Source organism: Paraburkholderia acidiphila (genome assembly GCF_009789655.1).
Classification (GTDB): Bacteria; Pseudomonadota; Gammaproteobacteria; order Burkholderiales; family Burkholderiaceae; genus Paraburkholderia; species Paraburkholderia acidiphila.
This window is the reverse complement of the sequence record NZ_CP046911.1, coordinates 1075086-1091204: the sequence shown is the minus strand read 5'-3', so window position 1 is coordinate 1091204 and position 16119 is coordinate 1075086. Positions and strand designations below refer to the sequence as shown.

Annotated in this window: 14 protein-coding genes, 2 pseudogenes and 1 riboswitch; of the genes and pseudogenes, 12 read left to right on the top strand and 4 right to left on the bottom strand. The window is 59.7% G+C overall.

Annotation, left to right across the window (positions count from 1 at the left end):
- Positions 1-148: 148 nt before the first annotated feature.
- Positions 149-250: pseudogene (locus FAZ97_RS29170) on the bottom strand (metal-sensing transcriptional repressor); the annotation flags it as partial.
- A gap of 168 nt (positions 251-418) precedes the next feature.
- A riboswitch (cobalamin riboswitch) is annotated at positions 419-556 on the top strand.
- Between the two features lie 241 nt (positions 557-797).
- Between FAZ97_RS29170 and FAZ97_RS29165 the strand changes: the two are divergent.
- Positions 798-1892, top strand: coding sequence for a porin (locus tag FAZ97_RS29165; protein ID WP_158762197.1), 1095 nt, complete (start codon positions 798-800; stop codon positions 1890-1892).
- Between the two features lie 90 nt (positions 1893-1982).
- Positions 1983-2294, top strand: coding sequence for a hypothetical protein (locus tag FAZ97_RS29160; RefSeq protein WP_158762196.1), 312 nt, complete (start codon positions 1983-1985; stop codon positions 2292-2294).
- Between the two features lie 39 nt (positions 2295-2333).
- Here FAZ97_RS29160 and FAZ97_RS29155 read toward each other — a convergent pair whose 3' ends face one another.
- Positions 2334-3242, bottom strand: coding sequence for a LysR family transcriptional regulator (locus FAZ97_RS29155; RefSeq protein ID WP_158762195.1), 909 nt, complete (start codon positions 3240-3242; stop codon positions 2334-2336).
- A 256-nt stretch (positions 3243-3498) separates the two neighbouring features.
- Between FAZ97_RS29155 and FAZ97_RS29150 the strand changes: the two genes are divergently transcribed.
- From FAZ97_RS29150 to FAZ97_RS29135, 4 genes are all read left to right on the top strand, one after another.
- Positions 3499-4170: an epoxyqueuosine reductase QueH gene (locus tag FAZ97_RS29150; protein ID WP_158762194.1), complete on the top strand. Its 672-nt coding sequence runs from the start codon at positions 3499-3501 to the stop codon at positions 4168-4170.
- Between the two features lie 437 nt (positions 4171-4607).
- On the top strand, positions 4608-5591 hold the full coding sequence (locus tag FAZ97_RS29145; protein WP_158762193.1) for a DUF1852 domain-containing protein: 984 nt from the start codon (positions 4608-4610) through the stop codon (positions 5589-5591).
- A gap of 27 nt (positions 5592-5618) precedes the next feature.
- The gene (locus tag FAZ97_RS29140; RefSeq protein WP_158762192.1) at positions 5619-6653 is read left to right on the top strand and encodes a methionine synthase; all 1035 of its coding nucleotides are present in this window, start codon (positions 5619-5621) and stop codon (positions 6651-6653) included.
- Positions 6654-6903: 250 nt separating this feature from the next.
- Entirely contained in the window at positions 6904-7413 is a 510-nt protein-coding gene (locus FAZ97_RS29135; protein ID WP_158762191.1) for a flavin reductase family protein, read from the top strand.
- A gap of 75 nt (positions 7414-7488) precedes the next feature.
- Here FAZ97_RS29135 and FAZ97_RS35510 read toward each other — a convergent pair.
- Positions 7489-7671, bottom strand: a pseudogene (locus FAZ97_RS35510) (aromatic ring-hydroxylating dioxygenase subunit alpha); the annotation flags it as partial.
- A gap of 77 nt (positions 7672-7748) precedes the next feature.
- The gene (locus tag FAZ97_RS29125; protein ID WP_158762190.1) at positions 7749-8042 is read right to left on the bottom strand and encodes a BON domain-containing protein; all 294 of its coding nucleotides are present in this window, start codon (positions 8040-8042) and stop codon (positions 7749-7751) included.
- Positions 8043-8816: 774 nt separating this feature from the next.
- Between FAZ97_RS29125 and FAZ97_RS29120 the strand changes: the two genes are divergently transcribed.
- The 6 genes from FAZ97_RS29120 to FAZ97_RS29095 all read left to right on the top strand — a co-directional run bounded on the left by FAZ97_RS29120 (position 8817) and on the right by FAZ97_RS29095 (position 16095).
- Positions 8817-9968 (top strand): porin, encoded by a 1152-nt coding sequence (locus tag FAZ97_RS29120; protein WP_158762189.1) that lies wholly within the window; start codon positions 8817-8819, stop codon positions 9966-9968.
- 226 nt (positions 9969-10194) lie between these two features.
- On the top strand, positions 10195-11298 hold the full coding sequence (locus FAZ97_RS29115; protein ID WP_158762188.1) for a LacI family DNA-binding transcriptional regulator: 1104 nt from the start codon (positions 10195-10197) through the stop codon (positions 11296-11298).
- 186 nt (positions 11299-11484) lie between these two features.
- Complete coding sequence (locus FAZ97_RS29110) at positions 11485-12732, top strand: ABC transporter substrate-binding protein (protein ID WP_158762187.1); 1248 nt, start codon at positions 11485-11487, stop codon at positions 12730-12732.
- Positions 12733-12836: 104 nt separating this feature from the next.
- Positions 12837-13862 (top strand): carbohydrate ABC transporter permease, encoded by a 1026-nt coding sequence (locus FAZ97_RS29105; RefSeq protein WP_158762186.1) that lies wholly within the window; start codon positions 12837-12839, stop codon positions 13860-13862.
- Entirely contained in the window at positions 13859-14689 is an 831-nt protein-coding gene (locus FAZ97_RS29100; RefSeq protein WP_158762185.1) for a carbohydrate ABC transporter permease, read from the top strand. The genes FAZ97_RS29105 and FAZ97_RS29100 overlap by 4 nt, the downstream gene beginning before the upstream one ends.
- 68 nt (positions 14690-14757) lie before the next feature.
- Positions 14758-16095: a GH1 family beta-glucosidase gene (locus tag FAZ97_RS29095; protein WP_158762184.1), complete on the top strand. Its 1338-nt coding sequence runs from the start codon at positions 14758-14760 to the stop codon at positions 16093-16095.
- The last annotated feature ends 24 nt before the right edge of the window (positions 16096-16119 follow it).

Genomic DNA, 16119 nt, shown 5'->3' with positions numbered 1-16119 from the left:
CGGGCCCAAGGGAGTTGGAGTAAGGGGCGGAATCCGACCCTTCTCGGACACTCTATCCAACGTGTTCCGGAGGCTACATCTTCCGGACTGCGCCGCTGCGTTCGAGGTTTATTTCACTTGAAGTCGCTGTGCACGACTTCGATCAACTGCCGCGCTCGTCCTCAAGCGCACGCTCGATCGCGTCAACCTGCCCCTTTATTCGACGGATGCGGTTGAGCAGCTTCTGCTTCTCACGGATCGTGTGCCCCATTCCTGTTTTCAGTCAATAGCGTGGGGGGGCATGCTAATCTCCTTGGGCATCTGCGTCATCACCGCGGATTTCGACGAACGGGCAAGCCGACGCCGACGCTTACCCGTGTTGGTCAATGCGCCATGATCCGCTATGCTTTCAATGGCTTTGCACCCGAGCGGGCGCAGGCAGAAACGGGCCGATCCAGGCCCGCGAGCAGAACGAAGCAGGGAAGCCGGTGTGAATCCGGCACGGTCGCGCCACTGTGACTGGCGACGAGGGCGATCCTCGTCGAACCAGAAGTCAGACCTCGCTGCGTTCTTTCTTCGACTCATTCCAGGGCGCGCAACCCGAGGAGCCGTCAATGACTACTTCGTCTTCATCTACCGTCCGGTTACACCGGGCGTCAACCTGCTGCTTTGCACTCTGGTCTCCGGAGTTGCACAGCTAGAAACGGTCCGCACTCCATAACGACGGCCGCCGTCGTCCACTGTTCCCGCCTGCGTGGCCGGGGGCGGTCGGCGCGCGTCCGCAAATTTCCCCACAAACAGAAATCGGACCCATTCACATGCATAAAACGCTAGTCCCCATGCTCGGCGGCACTGTGCTCGCCTGCGCCGGAATCACCGCCGACGCGCAGGAAGTCACGCTATACGGCGAGATCGATACGGGCGTCGCCTATGTCAACAACGTCGGCGGCCGCTCGCAATACCGCTCGACCTCCGGGCTGATCGACGGCAGCTTCTGGGGCCTGCAGGGCACCGAAGATCTCGGCGACGGCAATGCCGCCATTTTCCGGCTTGAGCGCGGTTTCTCCGCAACAAGCGGGCAAGCCTTCGACGATCATCCGTTCTACGTGGGTCTGCGCTCAGAACGGATGGGCACGCTCACGCTCGGCTGGCAGTACGACACGATGCACGACTACTTTGCGCCCTATGTCCTCACTGGCGGCGCAGGGGGTACAGCGTTCGCGCATCCGTTCGACAACGACAACGCAAACAATTCATGGCTGGCTTCGAACGCGGTCAAGTATGAGAGCGCGACGTATGGCGGCTTTAGCGCAGGCGCCATGTACGCATTCTCCAACGCAGCGGGTCGATTTGCGCAGAACCGTGCGTATGGCTTTGGCGCGCACTATGACGGCGGCCCATTCAACGCGGGCGTGGCCTGGATGCACATTGACGGGCGCGGCGTTTCGACAGTCGGTGCGTATGACACGTCGGTCCTTCCGGGTGCCGGTTTCGCGGCAACGGAGGTCACCGTGCAACGCGAGGACACCCTGGGCGCGGGCGCCAGTTACACGCTCGGTGACGTGACACTCGGCGCAGCATGGTCGCGTTCGATCCATACGGGTATCTCGCAGGCGGACGACGGCGCGCCGCTGCCGTCAATCGCCTTCAGCAACTACGAAGCCAACGCGGTGTGGCAGGTCACGCCGGCCACTTCGCTTGCAGCGATGTATGCCTACACCGATGCGTCGTCGGCGCACTGGCATCAGGCCGCAGTCCAGGCTGACTATCAGCTCTCGAAGCGTACCGACGTTTACACGGAGGCGATCTGGCAGCGGGCGTCGTCCGGGGCATTCGCGATGATCAACACGAACGATGCATCGAGCGGGCGTAGTCAGCTGCTCGTGGCGGCAGGCATACGGCATCGGTTCTGAAACCCCGCACTGCGCCGGCGGTTGGCAGCGCGACTGCCACCGGTCGTGTTCCGGCGCAGCGCAATCATGCATTGGCCGAAGGTGGACGAAATGACATCGCAGAACGAAGAAGCCGTCAATCATCTGCTCTCGCAACTGGCAGAGAGCAGCGACGATTGCTGGGACATCTACGAAGAAGTGGGACGGGTTGTCGTCGCACAGCTGAAAGAGCGGGACTGGCGAGCGCTTCATGCCATCGCGAAGGCCTGGATGATCAGTGCGGCCGCGCAGGGGCAACTCGCGGACACGTCGCCCGAATCACCAGATCATGCACTGGCCGCGGCCCGCGCGCAGGACGCCGATGGGCAACTCTGCGCATTGATCGCGCGTGTCGTTTTCGGGGCGAATGAGATCAGGCATTGACGCGAACAGGCGGAGATCCAAAGGCCAAACCACGCCTGCTCAACGCCGTGGGCGAGCTGCCTGCCAGTTCGATTCCCGGGCGAAGGCGACGAAAGAGGCCAGATAGTCGATCGCGCCATCGGTCTCGCGCGTGCCGAGAAAAATCTGCTTGGCGATGCCTTCCTTGCCAAGCTTCACACTGACGAGCGGCATGCGGTCGGCGTATTCCTCGGCGAGCCACTTCGGCAGCGCGGCGACGCCGCGGTTGCTGGCCACCATCTGCATCATGATGTCGGTGGTTTCGATCGTCTTGTGCCGGCGCGGCACCACGTCTGCCGGGCGCAGAAAATAGTTGTAGATGTCGAGCCGGTCCGTGTCCACCGGATACGTAATGAGCGTTTCCTCGATCAGCTGCTCCGGCTTCACGTAACGCACCTTGGCAAGCCGGTGCTCTTCGGCGACCACCAGCACCTGCTCATAGTCGAACACCGGCTCGAAGCGCAGGCCCGGACGGTTGAGTGGATCAGGCGTGACCAGCACGTCAATATCGTAGCCAATCAGTGCGCCAATGCCGCCGAACTGGAAGCGCTGCTTCACGTCGACATCGACGTCCGGCCAGCGCGTGAGATACGGCGACACGACCTTGAGCAGCCATTGATAGCAGGGCGCACACTCCATACCGATGCGCAGCGTGCCGCGCTCGCCCGCCGCATATTGCTTCATGCGCTCTTCGGCCAGTTCGAACTGGGGCAAAAGGCGCTCTGCGAGGGAGAGGAGATACTGGCCCGCCTGGGTCAGACGCAGGCTGCGGCCCTCGCGATCCCAGATCGCCGTGCCGAGTTGTTGTTCGATCTTCTTGACCGTGTGGCTCAGTGCTGACTGTGTCAGAAAGAGCGACGCCGCTGCGGCGGTGAGCGAGCCCTGGCGGGCGACTTCGCGCACGATGACTAGATGAACGCGTTCGAGCACGACGCAGGCCTCCCGGTAAACCGATGAAAAAATATAATAGATAGATGAAATAATGCCATTTTTCTTCATTGAAGAATAGCGCTATGATCGCTGCCTCTCTGGACAACGGCATTGCCGTCGCTGCGCAGCGCGACAAGCTCGAACTCGTGTTCGATACCACACGTGAAGTCTGGGGCGACGCCTGAACAGCGACACGCGTTACGTTCGCTCGCCGGCGCAGCGTCAGCCGGCGCGCAGTTTCATCGAAGGAGTTGCCATGACACCAACCAATGACCGGAAGCCTCTCGCATTGCCTGGCGGGCAAAACAAGGTGCTGCTGCACTCGTGCTGCGCTCCTTGCTCGGGTGAAGTGATGGAAGCCATGCAGGCGTCCGGCATCGACTTCACGATCTTCTTCTATAACCCGAATATCCATCCGCTAAAGGAATACGAACTACGCAAGCAGGAAAACATCCGGTTTGCAGAGAGATTCGGTATTCCATTTGTCGATGCAGACTACGACCGCGACAACTGGTTCGAGCGCGCCAAGGGAATGGAAAACGAACCGGAGCGCGGCATCCGCTGCACCATGTGCTTCGACATGCGTTTTGAGCGCACGGCATTGTATGCACATGAGCACGGCTTCCCTGTCATTACCAGTTCGTTGGGCATCTCGCGGTGGAAGAACATGCAACAGATCAACGATTGCGGTGTGCGTGCAGCCTCGCACTATCCCGGCATGCTGTGTTGGGAATACAACTGGCGCAAAGGCGGCGGCTCGGCGCGCATGATCGAGATCAGCAAGCGAGAAAACTTCTACCAGCAGGAATATTGCGGCTGCGTCTATTCGCTTCGTGACACCAATCGCCATCGCCTGGAAAGCGGCCGGGAACGCATTCAGCTGGGCGTGAAGTTCTACGGGGACGACGACTCCGCAAGCGAGTCCTGAGCGCGTCATATGTGCACGGACAAGCAGGCAGACGGCGTGAAAACACCGTACTCCTGGAAAAATGCTGGTCGCACTGTGTACCGTCCGAGGCATGCTCATTTCACTGGTGTTGCCGCCAGATTTGACCCGGAGCGAGCGATCCTCGTATCCCGCAAAATGTTCGCCACGCTCGCTCCATGCCTGCGCCATCAGGCTCTCTGCACGGCTGAGTGCTGATGCGGTCAAATCGCGGAAGCAAGGAAGGCCCTTGAGACCGGTGCTCCTGTGCCATGAAGATTTCTAATGCTTAGATGAAATCAATTCACTTTTTTTCATCGGTGGCTCAGCATAGAATTCGTTCCAAATATCGGCAGCATGACGGCTGAGTAGCAAAACAATAATGCGAAAGGCAGGAAACAAGTGCAGATTCATCTCGGAAATTAGGGCGTCAGATCAAAATGAGTAAAGACTTCACATTTGCGATAAAAAGCATTGGTTTCGATGAAGACTATCACCCTGCGGATAACACGCGCATAACCACCAATTTCGCTAACCTGGCGAGAGGCACGAGCCGCCAGGAGAACTTGCGCAACACCTTCAGGATGATCGACAATCGTTTCAATGCCCTGGCGCACTGGGATAATCCTAAAGGCGATCGTTATACCGTCAAGCACGAGATCATTTCCGTCGAAATGAATGTTGACGGTGAAAGCAGCACGCATACGCTGCCTTTGATCGAGATATTGAAGACGAATATTGTCGATCAAAAAACCGGCGAGCGTATCGAAGGGATTGTTGGAAACAATTTCTCCTCGTACGTGCGGGATTATGACTTCAGCGTTCTGCTGCTGGAGCACAACAAGAACCAGTCCGAATTCAGCACGCCCGACGATTTCGGGTCTCTGCATGGAAAGCTCTTCAAGAGCTTCGTGAATTCCAGCGCTTACCGGGCCAACTTCAAAAAGCAGCCGGTGATCTGCCTGAGCGTTTCGAGTAGCAAGACCTATCAACGGACGGCGAATCAGCATCCGGTGTTGGGTGTTGAATACCTGCAGGACGAATATTCGCTCACTGACGAATACTTCAAGAAAATGGGCTTGAAGGTTCGCTACTTCATGCCGCCGAATAGTGTCGCTCCTCTGGCGTTCTATTTTGCCGGCGATTTGATCGCTGACTACAGCAATCTCGAGCTCATCGGCACGATCAGCACGATGGATACCTTCCAGAAGATCTATCGGCCGGAAATTTACAATGCGAATTCTGCGGCAGGGGAATCCTATCAGCCCAGCCTGAAGCATCAGGATTTTTCGTTAACCCGGATTGTCTATGATCGGGAGGAACGTAGCCGTCTGGCTATCGAGCAAGGCAAGTTTGCTGAAGAGCACTTCATCAAACCCTACCAGACTGTTCTTCAACAGTGGTCTGCCAACTACGCTCTCTGATTCTTCAAAAACGCAAGGTCTTATACTGTGAAAAAATTGTTGCCCACTTCGACTGCCGGTAGCCTGCCGAAACCCTCCTGGCTTGCAGAACCCGAGAAGCTTTGGTCCCCGTGGAAGTTGCAGAACGAGGAACTGGTTGAGGGCAAACAGGATGCTTTGCGTTTGGCGCTGCAAGAACAACAACACGCAGGTATCGACATCGTCAGTGATGGCGAACAAACGCGCCAGCACTTTGTGACCACGTTTATCGAACACCTGGAGGGTGTCGATTTCGAAAACCGCAAGACCGTCCGGATTCGCGATCGCTATGATGCAAGCGTACCGACGGTGGTGGGTGCTGTTGCTCGCAAAAAACCGGTCTTTGTCGAAGACGCCAAATTCCTGCGTCAGCAAACGAATCAACCCATCAAGTGGGCGCTGCCTGGCCCCATGACGATGATCGACACGCTCTATGACGATCACTACAAAAGCCGCGAAAAGCTGGCCTGGGAATTCGCCAAAATCCTGAATCAGGAGGCCAGGGAGCTGGAAGCTGCCGGGGTCGATATTATTCAGTTCGACGAACCCGCATTCAATGTGTTCTTCGATGAGGTGAATGAGTGGGGCGTCGCCACGCTGGAACGCGCCATCGAAGGGCTGAAGTGCGAAACGGCTGTCCATATCTGCTATGGCTACGGCATCAAGGCCAATACGGACTGGAAGAAGACGCTGGGCTCGGAGTGGCGCCAGTATGAAGAGGCTTTCCCCAAGCTGCAAAAGTCCAGCATCGGCATGGTCTCGCTGGAATGCCACAACTCTCACGTTCCGATGGAGCTCATCGAGCTGATTCGCGGCAAGAAAGTGATGGCGGGAGCCATTGACGTGGCTAGCGAAACCGTTGAAACGCCCGAGGAAGTCGCCGCTACCTTGCGAAAGGCGCTTCAGTTTGTCGATGCCGACAAGCTCTATCCATGCACCAACTGCGGCATGGCGCCCCTGTCTCGTGCAATCGCGAAGGGCAAGCTGGAAGCCTTGAGCGCAGGCGCAGAAATCGTTCGCAAGGAACTCTCGAACTCACTCTGAGCTAGAGTCGGAGGGAGGCTCGGGCGGTTTGAACGCGGTGTCGATCTCAGGGAATTTCCTGAACAGACTCCGCGAATCTGGCGGCATATGCCGCCCAGGTTGCCCGAGCATCCAAATGAAGCAATGGCCTGTTTTCGACTCCGATTCAGCGGCAAGCGCGAGCAGGCCGGGCTGAGGTCAGCCAGAATCACCTGATTACTTCAGGCCTTCCTTAACGCTTTCGAGCTGCACCCAGTATCCAGTACCGACTATGTCACTTTCCAGTAATGCTATCGAGCCATTGAGCTTTCGTGAGGCGCTCGGGCACTACGCATCCGGTATTACGGTGATTACATCACACGTTGATAACGAACCGGTTGGCTTCACTTGCCAGTCGTTTTATAGCGTGTCGATGAGCCCGCCGCTGGTGTCATTCAGCGTCATGTCCAGTTCGGGCAGTTACCCCAAGATTCGCCGTGCAGGTCGTTTCGCAGTCAATATCCTGTCAGATGAGCAAGTCCGGATTTCCAACCAGTTCGCTCGGCGAGGCACGGACAAGTGGCACGGTGTCGAATGGCAGGAATCGCCGCTGGGTAATCCGGTCATCGCCGGCAGCCTTCACTGGCTTGATTGCGAAATTCACGCCGAACACGCCGCAGGCGATCATCTGATCGTCATTGGCGAAGTGAAAGCGTTAAACCTGCAAGAAGCTGCTGCCACGCAGCCATTGCTGTATTTCAAAGGGCGCTATCGCAACATCGGCGCGCATAGCGCAGTTTGAGCGTTGACCAGACCGCCTGGTAAACGGGGTGTTGTGCCGGCGACAGATGTTGGACCCAGTCGGGTCCGGCGCGCCTCACGAACGTTCGCATCCGCTTTCGGCACTTTCCGCAGACTGACTGATCGGTAGCACCGTGCGTTCGCCGCAACTACGCAGCAGATCGCGTAGTTCATTGATGACCGGAAACACTGCGTGGTTCCAGTCGGTGCCCTGGCTGTCATGCGCGGCCTGTTCCAGTTCGACGATCGCACGATCTTCCGGCTAATCAATAAAACGCCGTGCGCGGACGATACGGAATCCGTCCGCGCGCGGCGCTCCATTCAATTTCACCGAATTCAGCGTCCGCGCGCAAGCCAGCTATCGACCGATTGCACACCGGGGACGGAAGCCGCAGTGCGCTCGGCCAGTGCGACCTGTTCGTGCTCGGGCACGAATCCGAGCAGTGTGACCGTGCCTCCCCGTGCGAATACAAATACATGAGAGTTGCTCACGCCATGGCGCGCGAGGCTGACTCGCACATCGTGTGCAAGTTGGGAGTCGCTTGCCGCCGTGTCGGTTTGAGCCTGAACGGCCGGCACGATGGCGCCGGCAATCAGTATTGCGAGCGTGGAAGGGATGATGGCTTTCACGATACCTCCTTGCAGTGTCGCAGAAGTGCTGGTCGATTCCGGCAGCAAGCCTTCCGGGCGGGTGGCCGCCGCAACGGCGCGTCGAGGGTTTTTCCCGGCGAGAAGATACGCCGGTGCGTGCTGGTGCGTTTGCGTTCGGACAGGACGGCGCGCGCGACGTGGCGGGGAACAGCGGGAGTCGAGGCGCAGGGTATTGCGTGACGCGATCCTGTGAGGCTGGAAAGCCCGCGGGATTCATGCGCAGTCCCGCGCTGAGCGTGCTTTCCGGCAAATCCCAACTCGTTGCCCGGCAGGGTTTACCTTGATGATAGTCGCTATCGCCCACGCGTGCCGGTGACAGCGGTGTCAACCCTCAACAGGAAAGCCGAAGACGCAACGGGCAAGAATTTTCGTCTCGTCGTTGCAACTTCACAACATCGAAGCGCGGCGTTTGAAAGCGCTGTCAAGCGCGATTTGGCCGATGTAGCACGGCTGTTCGGAACATTTCCCACGGCGCGCATATTTTCCCTCACGACCGCAAACGGATTTGCGAGGCTCGTGACCATAAGGGAATGGTCATAAAGCAGGGGCCTACTCCGGGACCTTGCGGCGTGCAACTGTTATCGGTAACGGCGTTTTCCCTAACCCGCCGGTTCGATACACGGAGCAGGGGCGTCCCTATAATCGCCTCGAAATGTGATTCGGGACATTTCAGTGAGGCAGCCTGGTAGGTAACGTGTAGAGCGCACGCGACCTGCGCGGTTTGGAGACGCCAAAATATATATAGGATAGCTAATGAAAAAGAAGCTTATTGCATTGTCGGTGATGGCAGCTGCGACGACGATGGCGCACGCGCAGAGCAGCGTCACCCTGTATGGCCGTATCGACAACGGCGTGCAGTATGAGACCGGCCTGCCGGGCGGTAACAAGTTCTCGGCACAGAGCGGCGACTGGGGTTGCTCCTGGTTCGGCCTGCTGGGTTCGGAAGATCTCGGCGGCGGCACGAAGGCAGTCTTCCAGCTGGAAGGCCAGCTCAATACGATGACGGGCGCTTCGGCGGGCAACCTGTTCGGCCGCCACGCCACGGTGGGCTTCACCAACGACCGCTTCGGTCTGTTCAAGATCGGTAACCTCGGCGCTGGCGAACTCTCGCAGGACAGCTGGGGCGCGGACCCGCAGTTGATGCAGCGTTACGCCATCTCGACGCTGGTGCGCGGCCGTAACTGGGCGAGCGCAAGCAACGGCGCCGAATATGATTCGCCTACGCTGTTCGGCGGTCTCGTGTTCAAGGGCCAGTATTCGCTGACCAACAACACGAGCTGGAACTCGGCGCCGGTCAACGCGCAAGGCGTACCGACGGGCCAGGGCCGCACGAACGCGGTTGAAGGTATCTACACGTGGGGCAGCGGCGACTTCCGCGTGATCTATGACGAAGTCCGCGGTGCAAACGGCTCGTTCAACAACGTGTATTCGGCTTCGCGCTCGATTCTCGTTGGCGGCACGTACGTGCTCGGTCCTGTCAAGATCTATGCGGGTTACCAGCACTTGAGCGCACCGGACGCCACCGACGCAAGCATGGGCGTGGCCGGCACCCAGCCGGCTGGCGTGAGCGCACCGACGGCCGTGAATCACGAGTGGATCGGCGCTGGCTGGCAGGTGAACGACGCTTCGGCAATCACGGCTGCCGTGTTCCATGCGAATGCGAACAACGGCAACGGCAATGCCACGCTGTTCACGCTCGGCACGACGTACAACCTCTCGAAGCGTACGTTCCTGTACGCGGAAGCGGGCTACGTGCACAACAGCTCGACGTCGAACATCAACCTCGGCAACGGTCCGTACGGCAACAACAACTTCGACCCGGCGACGGGCACGTCGTCGAACGACAACCCGAACTACGGTCACAGCCAGACCGGTGTGTTCGCGGGCATCATGCACATGTTCTGATTTGAGTTTGTTTGACCTGTAGTTGTTGTGATCTCTTTGTGTCAGGTATTGCTTAATTCTCTCTATAGAGAGGCCGGTGCGATCTCTCCTCCACCCTGGTCGCACCGGCTGCTTTTTCTGCGATCTGCAGTTTCATCTGGTTTCAATCAGTCAATCCGAATTCGTATCGGGAATCGCTTTTCCCAGTTTTTGAAAGCGCTTTCATGGAAATGTTCAGGCGGAACTCATGACCGACGGCACCAACGAAACACCCGGCGCGCCCCGTGTCCCCAGTGGTCAGAACGCGGGGCCCAACTCGGGTCCCAACGTGACGCTGGAGGAAATTGCGCGCGCAGCTGGCGTGTCTCCGAGCACGGTGTCGCGCATCCTGAACGGCACCGCACGTGTGCTTCCCGAAAAGCAGCGCGCGGTGGAAGAGGCCATTGCGCGGTTCAACTATCGGCCAAACGTGCTGGCGCGCAGTCTGGCGAGCGGCCGGACCGAAACCATCGGCGTACTGACGCAGGCCGTGTCGAGTCCGTTTTACGCCGAGTGGCTGCGCGGGATTGAAGAGGCGCTTGCCGAACCCGGTTTCACGCCGATTTTCGTGAGCAGCCGCTGGAATGTCGTCGACGAAAAGGCGCGTCTTGAAGAATTCGTTGCGCGCCGCGTGGACGGCATCATTCTGCTGCATGCACAACTCGATGAGCCGACGCTCACCGAATACTCGCGCTACGCACCCATGCTCGTGCTGGGGCGTTCCGTGCAGAACGGCATGGCGCTGGCCGGCCTGCCGATCGACAACCTGCAGGGCGCGCGCGACGCGACGCGCCATCTGATCGAGCAGGGCCATCGCGAGATCGCATTCATTGCGGGCCCGAGCAATCACGAGGATGCGATCGAGCGTCTCGACGGCTACCGCAGCGCGCTGGAAGAAGCGGGCATCGGCTTCGACGCCGATCTGGTCGAGCAGGGCGACTACCTCGAAACAGGCGGCGTTGCGGCGATGGAGCGGCTGCTGGCGCGCCGGCCTTCGCTGAGCGCGGTGTTCTGCGCGAACGATCAGACCGCGTACGGCGCGCGTCTCACGATGTTTCGCCGCGGCGTGCGCGTGCCCGAGGACGTGTCGCTGGTCGGCTTCGACGACCTGCCGACGTCTTCGTATATGACGCCGCCTTTGACGACGGTCCGGCAGCCGACCTATGAAATCGGCCGGCTCGCGGCACAAGGCATCGTGCAGATGATCCGCAAGCAGCCAGTCGCACTGAGCCCGATTCCGCTCACGCTCGTGACGCGTGAGACGACGCGCCGGATTGGGCCTTCATTGAGCAAGGGAGACCAACGTGCGTGAGATCCGTGTCCGCGTTTGTGTCCATTCAGGGCCGTTTTTTTAATTTTGCCGTGAAAGCGCTTTCACATACCGGAGCACGGTAAGCAGTGTGTCAAGCACTGCGAATCAATACAACAGGGGAAGTAGTTCGTAGCAGCAGGGGAGCATTTGAACGTCACTCACAAACGTTTCACCAGGAGACATGTAATGAATTTCCGTTTTTCAGGCACTGCCGCCGCCGTTTTGCTCAGCCTGGCTACCGTGGCCGCGCATGCCAACACCACGCTGACTGTCGCGGTGTTTCCGAAGCTCGACCAGGAAATCAAGGACGCGATTCCCGCGTGGAAGAAGCTGCATCCGGACGTCGACATCAAGGTGTCGTCGCTCGCGATCGGCGATCACCACAACGCGATGACCACCGCGCTCGCCACCAGCTCGGACCTGCCCGACGTGATGGCCGTGGAAGTCGGCTTCATTGGCCGGTTCGCCGCGGGCGGCGGTCTCGAAGATCTGGCCAAGCCGCCTTATAGCGCCGGTCAGTACAAGAGCCAGTTCATCAACTACACGTTCGCGCAGGCCACCACGCAGGACGGCCAGATCGTCGGCATGCCGGGCGATATCGGGCCGGGCACGCTGTTCTACCGCAAGGACATTCTCGACAAGGCAGGCGTGACCGAAGCCGACCTGACGAAGTCCTGGGACTCGTATCTCGCGGCCGGCCAGAAGATCAAGAAGGCGACGGGCGCATACCTGATGGCGTCGTCGCGCGATATCGAAGACATCTATATTCGCGCCGACCTGAAGGAAGGCGACGGCGTGTACTTCGACAAGGCCGGCAATCCGATCGTGACGTCACCGCGCTTCGTGAAGGCATTCGAGCTTGCGAAGAAGGCGCGCGATCTCGGCCTCGACGCGAAGATCACGCCGTGGTCGAACGAATGGGCCGAAAGCTTCAAGCGCGGCACGGTCGCGACGCAAATGATGGGCGCGTGGCTTGGCGGCCACCTCTCGTCGTGGATCGCACCGGACACGAAGGGTCTCTGGCGCGCGACGAATCTGCCTGGCGGCGCGTATGCATCGTTCGGCGGCACGTTCTGGTCGATTCCGGTGAAGGCTACGCAAAAGCAGCTGTCGTGGGAATTCATCAAGTTCCTGACGACGCGCACGGATGAGCAGCTCGCTTCGTTCCGCTCGATCGACGCCTTCCCGGCGCTGCTTTCGGCCCAGCACGACGACTTCTTCGCGCAGCCCGTGGCATTCCTCGGCAACGAGAAGGCTCGTCTGATCTGGCGTGACGCAGCCGCGCATATCCCGGCGATCCAGCGCAGCAAGTACGACCAGGTGGCTGAAGAGGCGGTCCACTCGGCGCTCGACAAGGTGGTCGACAGCAACGAGGACATCCACCAGGCGCTGGAGGAAGCACAGGCCGATATCACGCATCGTGTCCGCCGTTAAGCGGTTTTGATGAAACGGCACGGCGCCACGCCGCGCTCTGAAGTCTGCTGCAACAGCGTGACCGGTCACCTGCGCCGGTCACGCCCGAATGGACGGAACTATTGATGAACTCTCCTCTGCCCACCACTGAACAGGTCGCCCGGGAAGGGCTCGCGCGCGACACGCTCGCGCCGCTCGCCCACGCGCGCGGCAAGCCGCGGCTCAATCCGGTCAAGTTCGCGCCGTACCTGTTTCTCGCGCCGTTTTTTGTGCTGTTCGCCGTGTTCCTGGCCTTTCCGCTGCTGTTTTCGCTGTATCTCTCGTTCCAGAGCTGGGACGCGACGGCGGGACTGGCGAGCATGAAGTGGGTGGGCCTGTCGAACTTCACGTTCACACTGACTGACCCGTGGTACTGGAAATCGCTCTACAACACGGCCTCGATGGCGGCCATGTCCGGCGTGCCGCAGCACCTCATTGCGCTGCCGCTGGCGTTCTTTCTGCAAACCGCGTTTCGCCGCTGGCGCAATTTCGTGGTCGGACTGTATTTTCTGCCCTTCATCACGTCGAGCGTGGCGATTGCGCTGATTTTCTCGTCGCTGTATTCGACGGACTTCGGCATGATCAACCTCGCCATTGCCGAAATCGGCAAGATTCCGGGGCTGCACTGGATCGTGCCTTCGAAACCGATCGAGTGGCTGTACAACCCGGCCAATGTGAAACCGGCGGTCTCCGTTGTCGTGTTCTGGCGCTACGTGGGCTGGAATACGGTGCTCTATCTGTCTGCACTGCAGACCATTCCGAAGGACATTTACGAAGCGGCGCGCATTGACGGCGCGAACGGCTGGCAACAGTTCACGCGCATCACGATCCCGCTTCTGAAGCCGATGATTTTCTTCGCGGTCACGCTTTCGATCATCGGCGGGCTGCAACTGTTCGAAGAGCCGTTCATCCTGCTGCCGAACGACGGCATGGGCACGAGCCAGTCCGGCTTGACCACGGCGGTCTACATGTATCGCACGGCATTCCACGACGGCGACTTCGGCACGGCCAGTTCGATTGCGTGGCTGCTCTTCATCACGATTTCCGCGCTGATGTGGCTCAACACGCGCATTTTCCACCGCAGCGGCATGAAAGAGGAGGCACAGCGATGAAACTGTCAAACAACAAGGCACGTTATACCGGCTATGCCGTCGTGCTGGCGGGCGCGGTGCTGATGTTCTCGCCGTTCTGGTTCATGTTCGTCTTCGCCACGCATACGAGTTCGGAGATTTTCTCGATGCCGCCGCCGCTGTGGTTCGGCAACGCGTTTCTCGACAACATGGCGTCGCTCATGCGTCATATTCCGTTCTGGCGCAACCTGGGCTGGAGCTTCTACACGGCCACGATTCAGACCGTGCTGACGCTGCTCGTCACGTCGATGGCCGGCTACGCGTTCGCGATGTACGAGTTCCGCTTCAAGAAGACGCTCTTTGCCGTTGCGCTCACGGCCATGCTGGTGCCCCCGTTTCTCAGCATGATTCCGACCTTCATGACGATGAACCTGCTTGGCTGGATCAACCAGCCGCGCGCGCTGTATGTGCCAGGCGCCGCCGCGGCGCTCGGCGTGTTCCTCATGCGCCAGTACATCGCGTCGGCCATTCCGTCCGACCTGATCGAGGCGGCGCGCATCGACGGCTGCGGCGAGTTCCGCATTTACTGGAGCATCGTGCTGCCGCTGCTTGGGCCCGCACTCGGCACGCTCGGTCTCATCAGCTTCATTCAGGCCTGGAATAACTTTCTCTCGGCACTGGTTGTGCTGCGTTCGCCTTCCATGTACACGCTGCCCCTCGCGCTGCGCATTCTGCAAAGCCCGACCAATTCGGATTGGGGCGCGGTCATGGCGGGTTCGGCGGTCGCGGTGGTGCCGCTGCTGGTGCTGTTCGCTTTCACCTCGCGGCGTTTGATCGACGGTTTGACGACCGGCGCGGTCAAGGCCTGAGTTTCACTCTATCTATTTCAAGCCCGTTCGCCGAAAAGCGAACACGACTAATCAGGATACCTATCGTTATGTCGATGTTTCGATTCAAGGAAGACTTCGTTTGGGGCGTGGCCACCAGCTCGTATCAGATCGAAGGTGCAGCGCGTGAAGACGGCCGTGGCGAGTCGATCTGGGACACGTTCTGCCGCGTGCCCGGCAAGGTCGTGAAAGGCGAAAGCGGCGACGTGGCCTGCGATCACTATCATCGCTTCGAGGAAGACCTCGACCTGATGGCGCAAATGGGCGTGAATGCTTACCGTTTTTCGATTGCATGGCCGCGTGTGCAACCGGATGGCCGCGGCGCGTACAACGAAAAGGGCCTCGCGTTCTACGAGCGTCTGGTCGACGGCTTGCTCAAGCGCGGCATTCAGCCGTTCGCCACGCTCTATCACTGGGACTTGCCGCAAGCGTTGCAGACGGAGCAAAACGGCTGGGAAAGCCGCGACACGGCGTACCGTTTCGCCGACTACGCACGCAAGATCGGCAGTGTGCTGGGCGACCGCGTGGCTTCGATCGCCACGCACAACGAGCCCTGGTGCACCGCATGGCTCGGCAATGCAACGGGTTACTTCGCGCCGGGCAACGCCGACCTGAAGAAGGCGGCACACGTGGCACATCATCTGCTGCTTTCGCACGGGCTCGCGGTTCAGGCCATGCGCGCCGATGGCGTGAAGGCGCCGCTTGGCATCGTGCTGAACCAGTCGCCGGCACACGGCGCGACCGATACGCCCGAAGATGTTGCCGCAGCATCGCTCGAATACGCGAAGTTCGTGCGCTGGTACATGGACCCGATCTTCAAGGGCGAATATCCGGCCGAAGCATTGAACTGGTATGGCGCGAACGGCCCGCAGGAGGTGATTCGCGAGGGCGATTTCGACATCATCGGCACGCCGCTCGACTTCCTCGGCATCAACTATTACACGCGCATTTTCGCCAGCGCTTCGGGCGACAAGCGTCCGCCGGGCGTGCACGGCTTCACGGACATGGACTGGGAAGTCTATCCGGAAGGCCTGACCGAACTGCTCACGAACCTCAACGCCGAGTACAAGCTGCCGCCGATTTTCATCACCGAAAACGGCTGCGCGGCGAAAGACGTGCTCGAGAACGGCCGCGTGCAGGACACCGACCGCATTCGCTTCCTCGATCTGCACCTGGCCGCGCTGTCCGATGCCGCGCAACAAGGCGTGGACGTGGCCGGCTATTTCGCATGGAGCATGCTGGACAACTTCGAATGGGCGTGCGGCTACGACAAGCGCTTCGGCATGGTGTATGTCGACTACGAGACCCAGAAGCGCACGCTGAAGGACAGCGCGCACTGGTATAGCGAGGTCATCGCGGAGCACGCCGCCGCCGAGGCGGGCCGCTAACGCGGGCACAGAGAACAGCACCGT

What these genes read in the sequence shown, in the direction of transcription:
- FAZ97_RS29160 (WP_158762196.1), top strand. Translation starts at nt 1,983, where the DNA reads ATGACATCGCAGAACGAAGAAGCCGTCAATCATCTGCTCTCGCAACTG.
- FAZ97_RS29150 (WP_158762194.1), top strand. Translation starts at nt 3,499, where the DNA reads ATGACACCAACCAATGACCGGAAGCCTCTCGCATTGCCTGGCGGGCAA.
- FAZ97_RS29115 (WP_158762188.1), top strand. Translation starts at nt 10,195, where the DNA reads ATGACCGACGGCACCAACGAAACACCCGGCGCGCCCCGTGTCCCCAGT.
- FAZ97_RS29095 (WP_158762184.1), top strand. Translation starts at nt 14,758, where the DNA reads ATGTCGATGTTTCGATTCAAGGAAGACTTCGTTTGGGGCGTGGCCACC.
- FAZ97_RS29165 (WP_158762197.1), top strand. Translation starts at nt 798, where the DNA reads ATGCATAAAACGCTAGTCCCCATGCTCGGCGGCACTGTGCTCGCCTGC.
- FAZ97_RS29145 (WP_158762193.1), top strand. Translation starts at nt 4,608, where the DNA reads ATGAGTAAAGACTTCACATTTGCGATAAAAAGCATTGGTTTCGATGAA.
- FAZ97_RS29100 (WP_158762185.1), top strand. Translation starts at nt 13,859, where the DNA reads ATGAAACTGTCAAACAACAAGGCACGTTATACCGGCTATGCCGTCGTG.
- FAZ97_RS29135 (WP_158762191.1), top strand. Translation starts at nt 6,904, where the DNA reads ATGTCACTTTCCAGTAATGCTATCGAGCCATTGAGCTTTCGTGAGGCG.
- FAZ97_RS29120 (WP_158762189.1), top strand. Translation starts at nt 8,817, where the DNA reads ATGAAAAAGAAGCTTATTGCATTGTCGGTGATGGCAGCTGCGACGACG.
- FAZ97_RS29105 (WP_158762186.1), top strand. Translation starts at nt 12,837, where the DNA reads ATGAACTCTCCTCTGCCCACCACTGAACAGGTCGCCCGGGAAGGGCTC.
- FAZ97_RS29110 (WP_158762187.1), top strand. Translation starts at nt 11,485, where the DNA reads ATGAATTTCCGTTTTTCAGGCACTGCCGCCGCCGTTTTGCTCAGCCTG.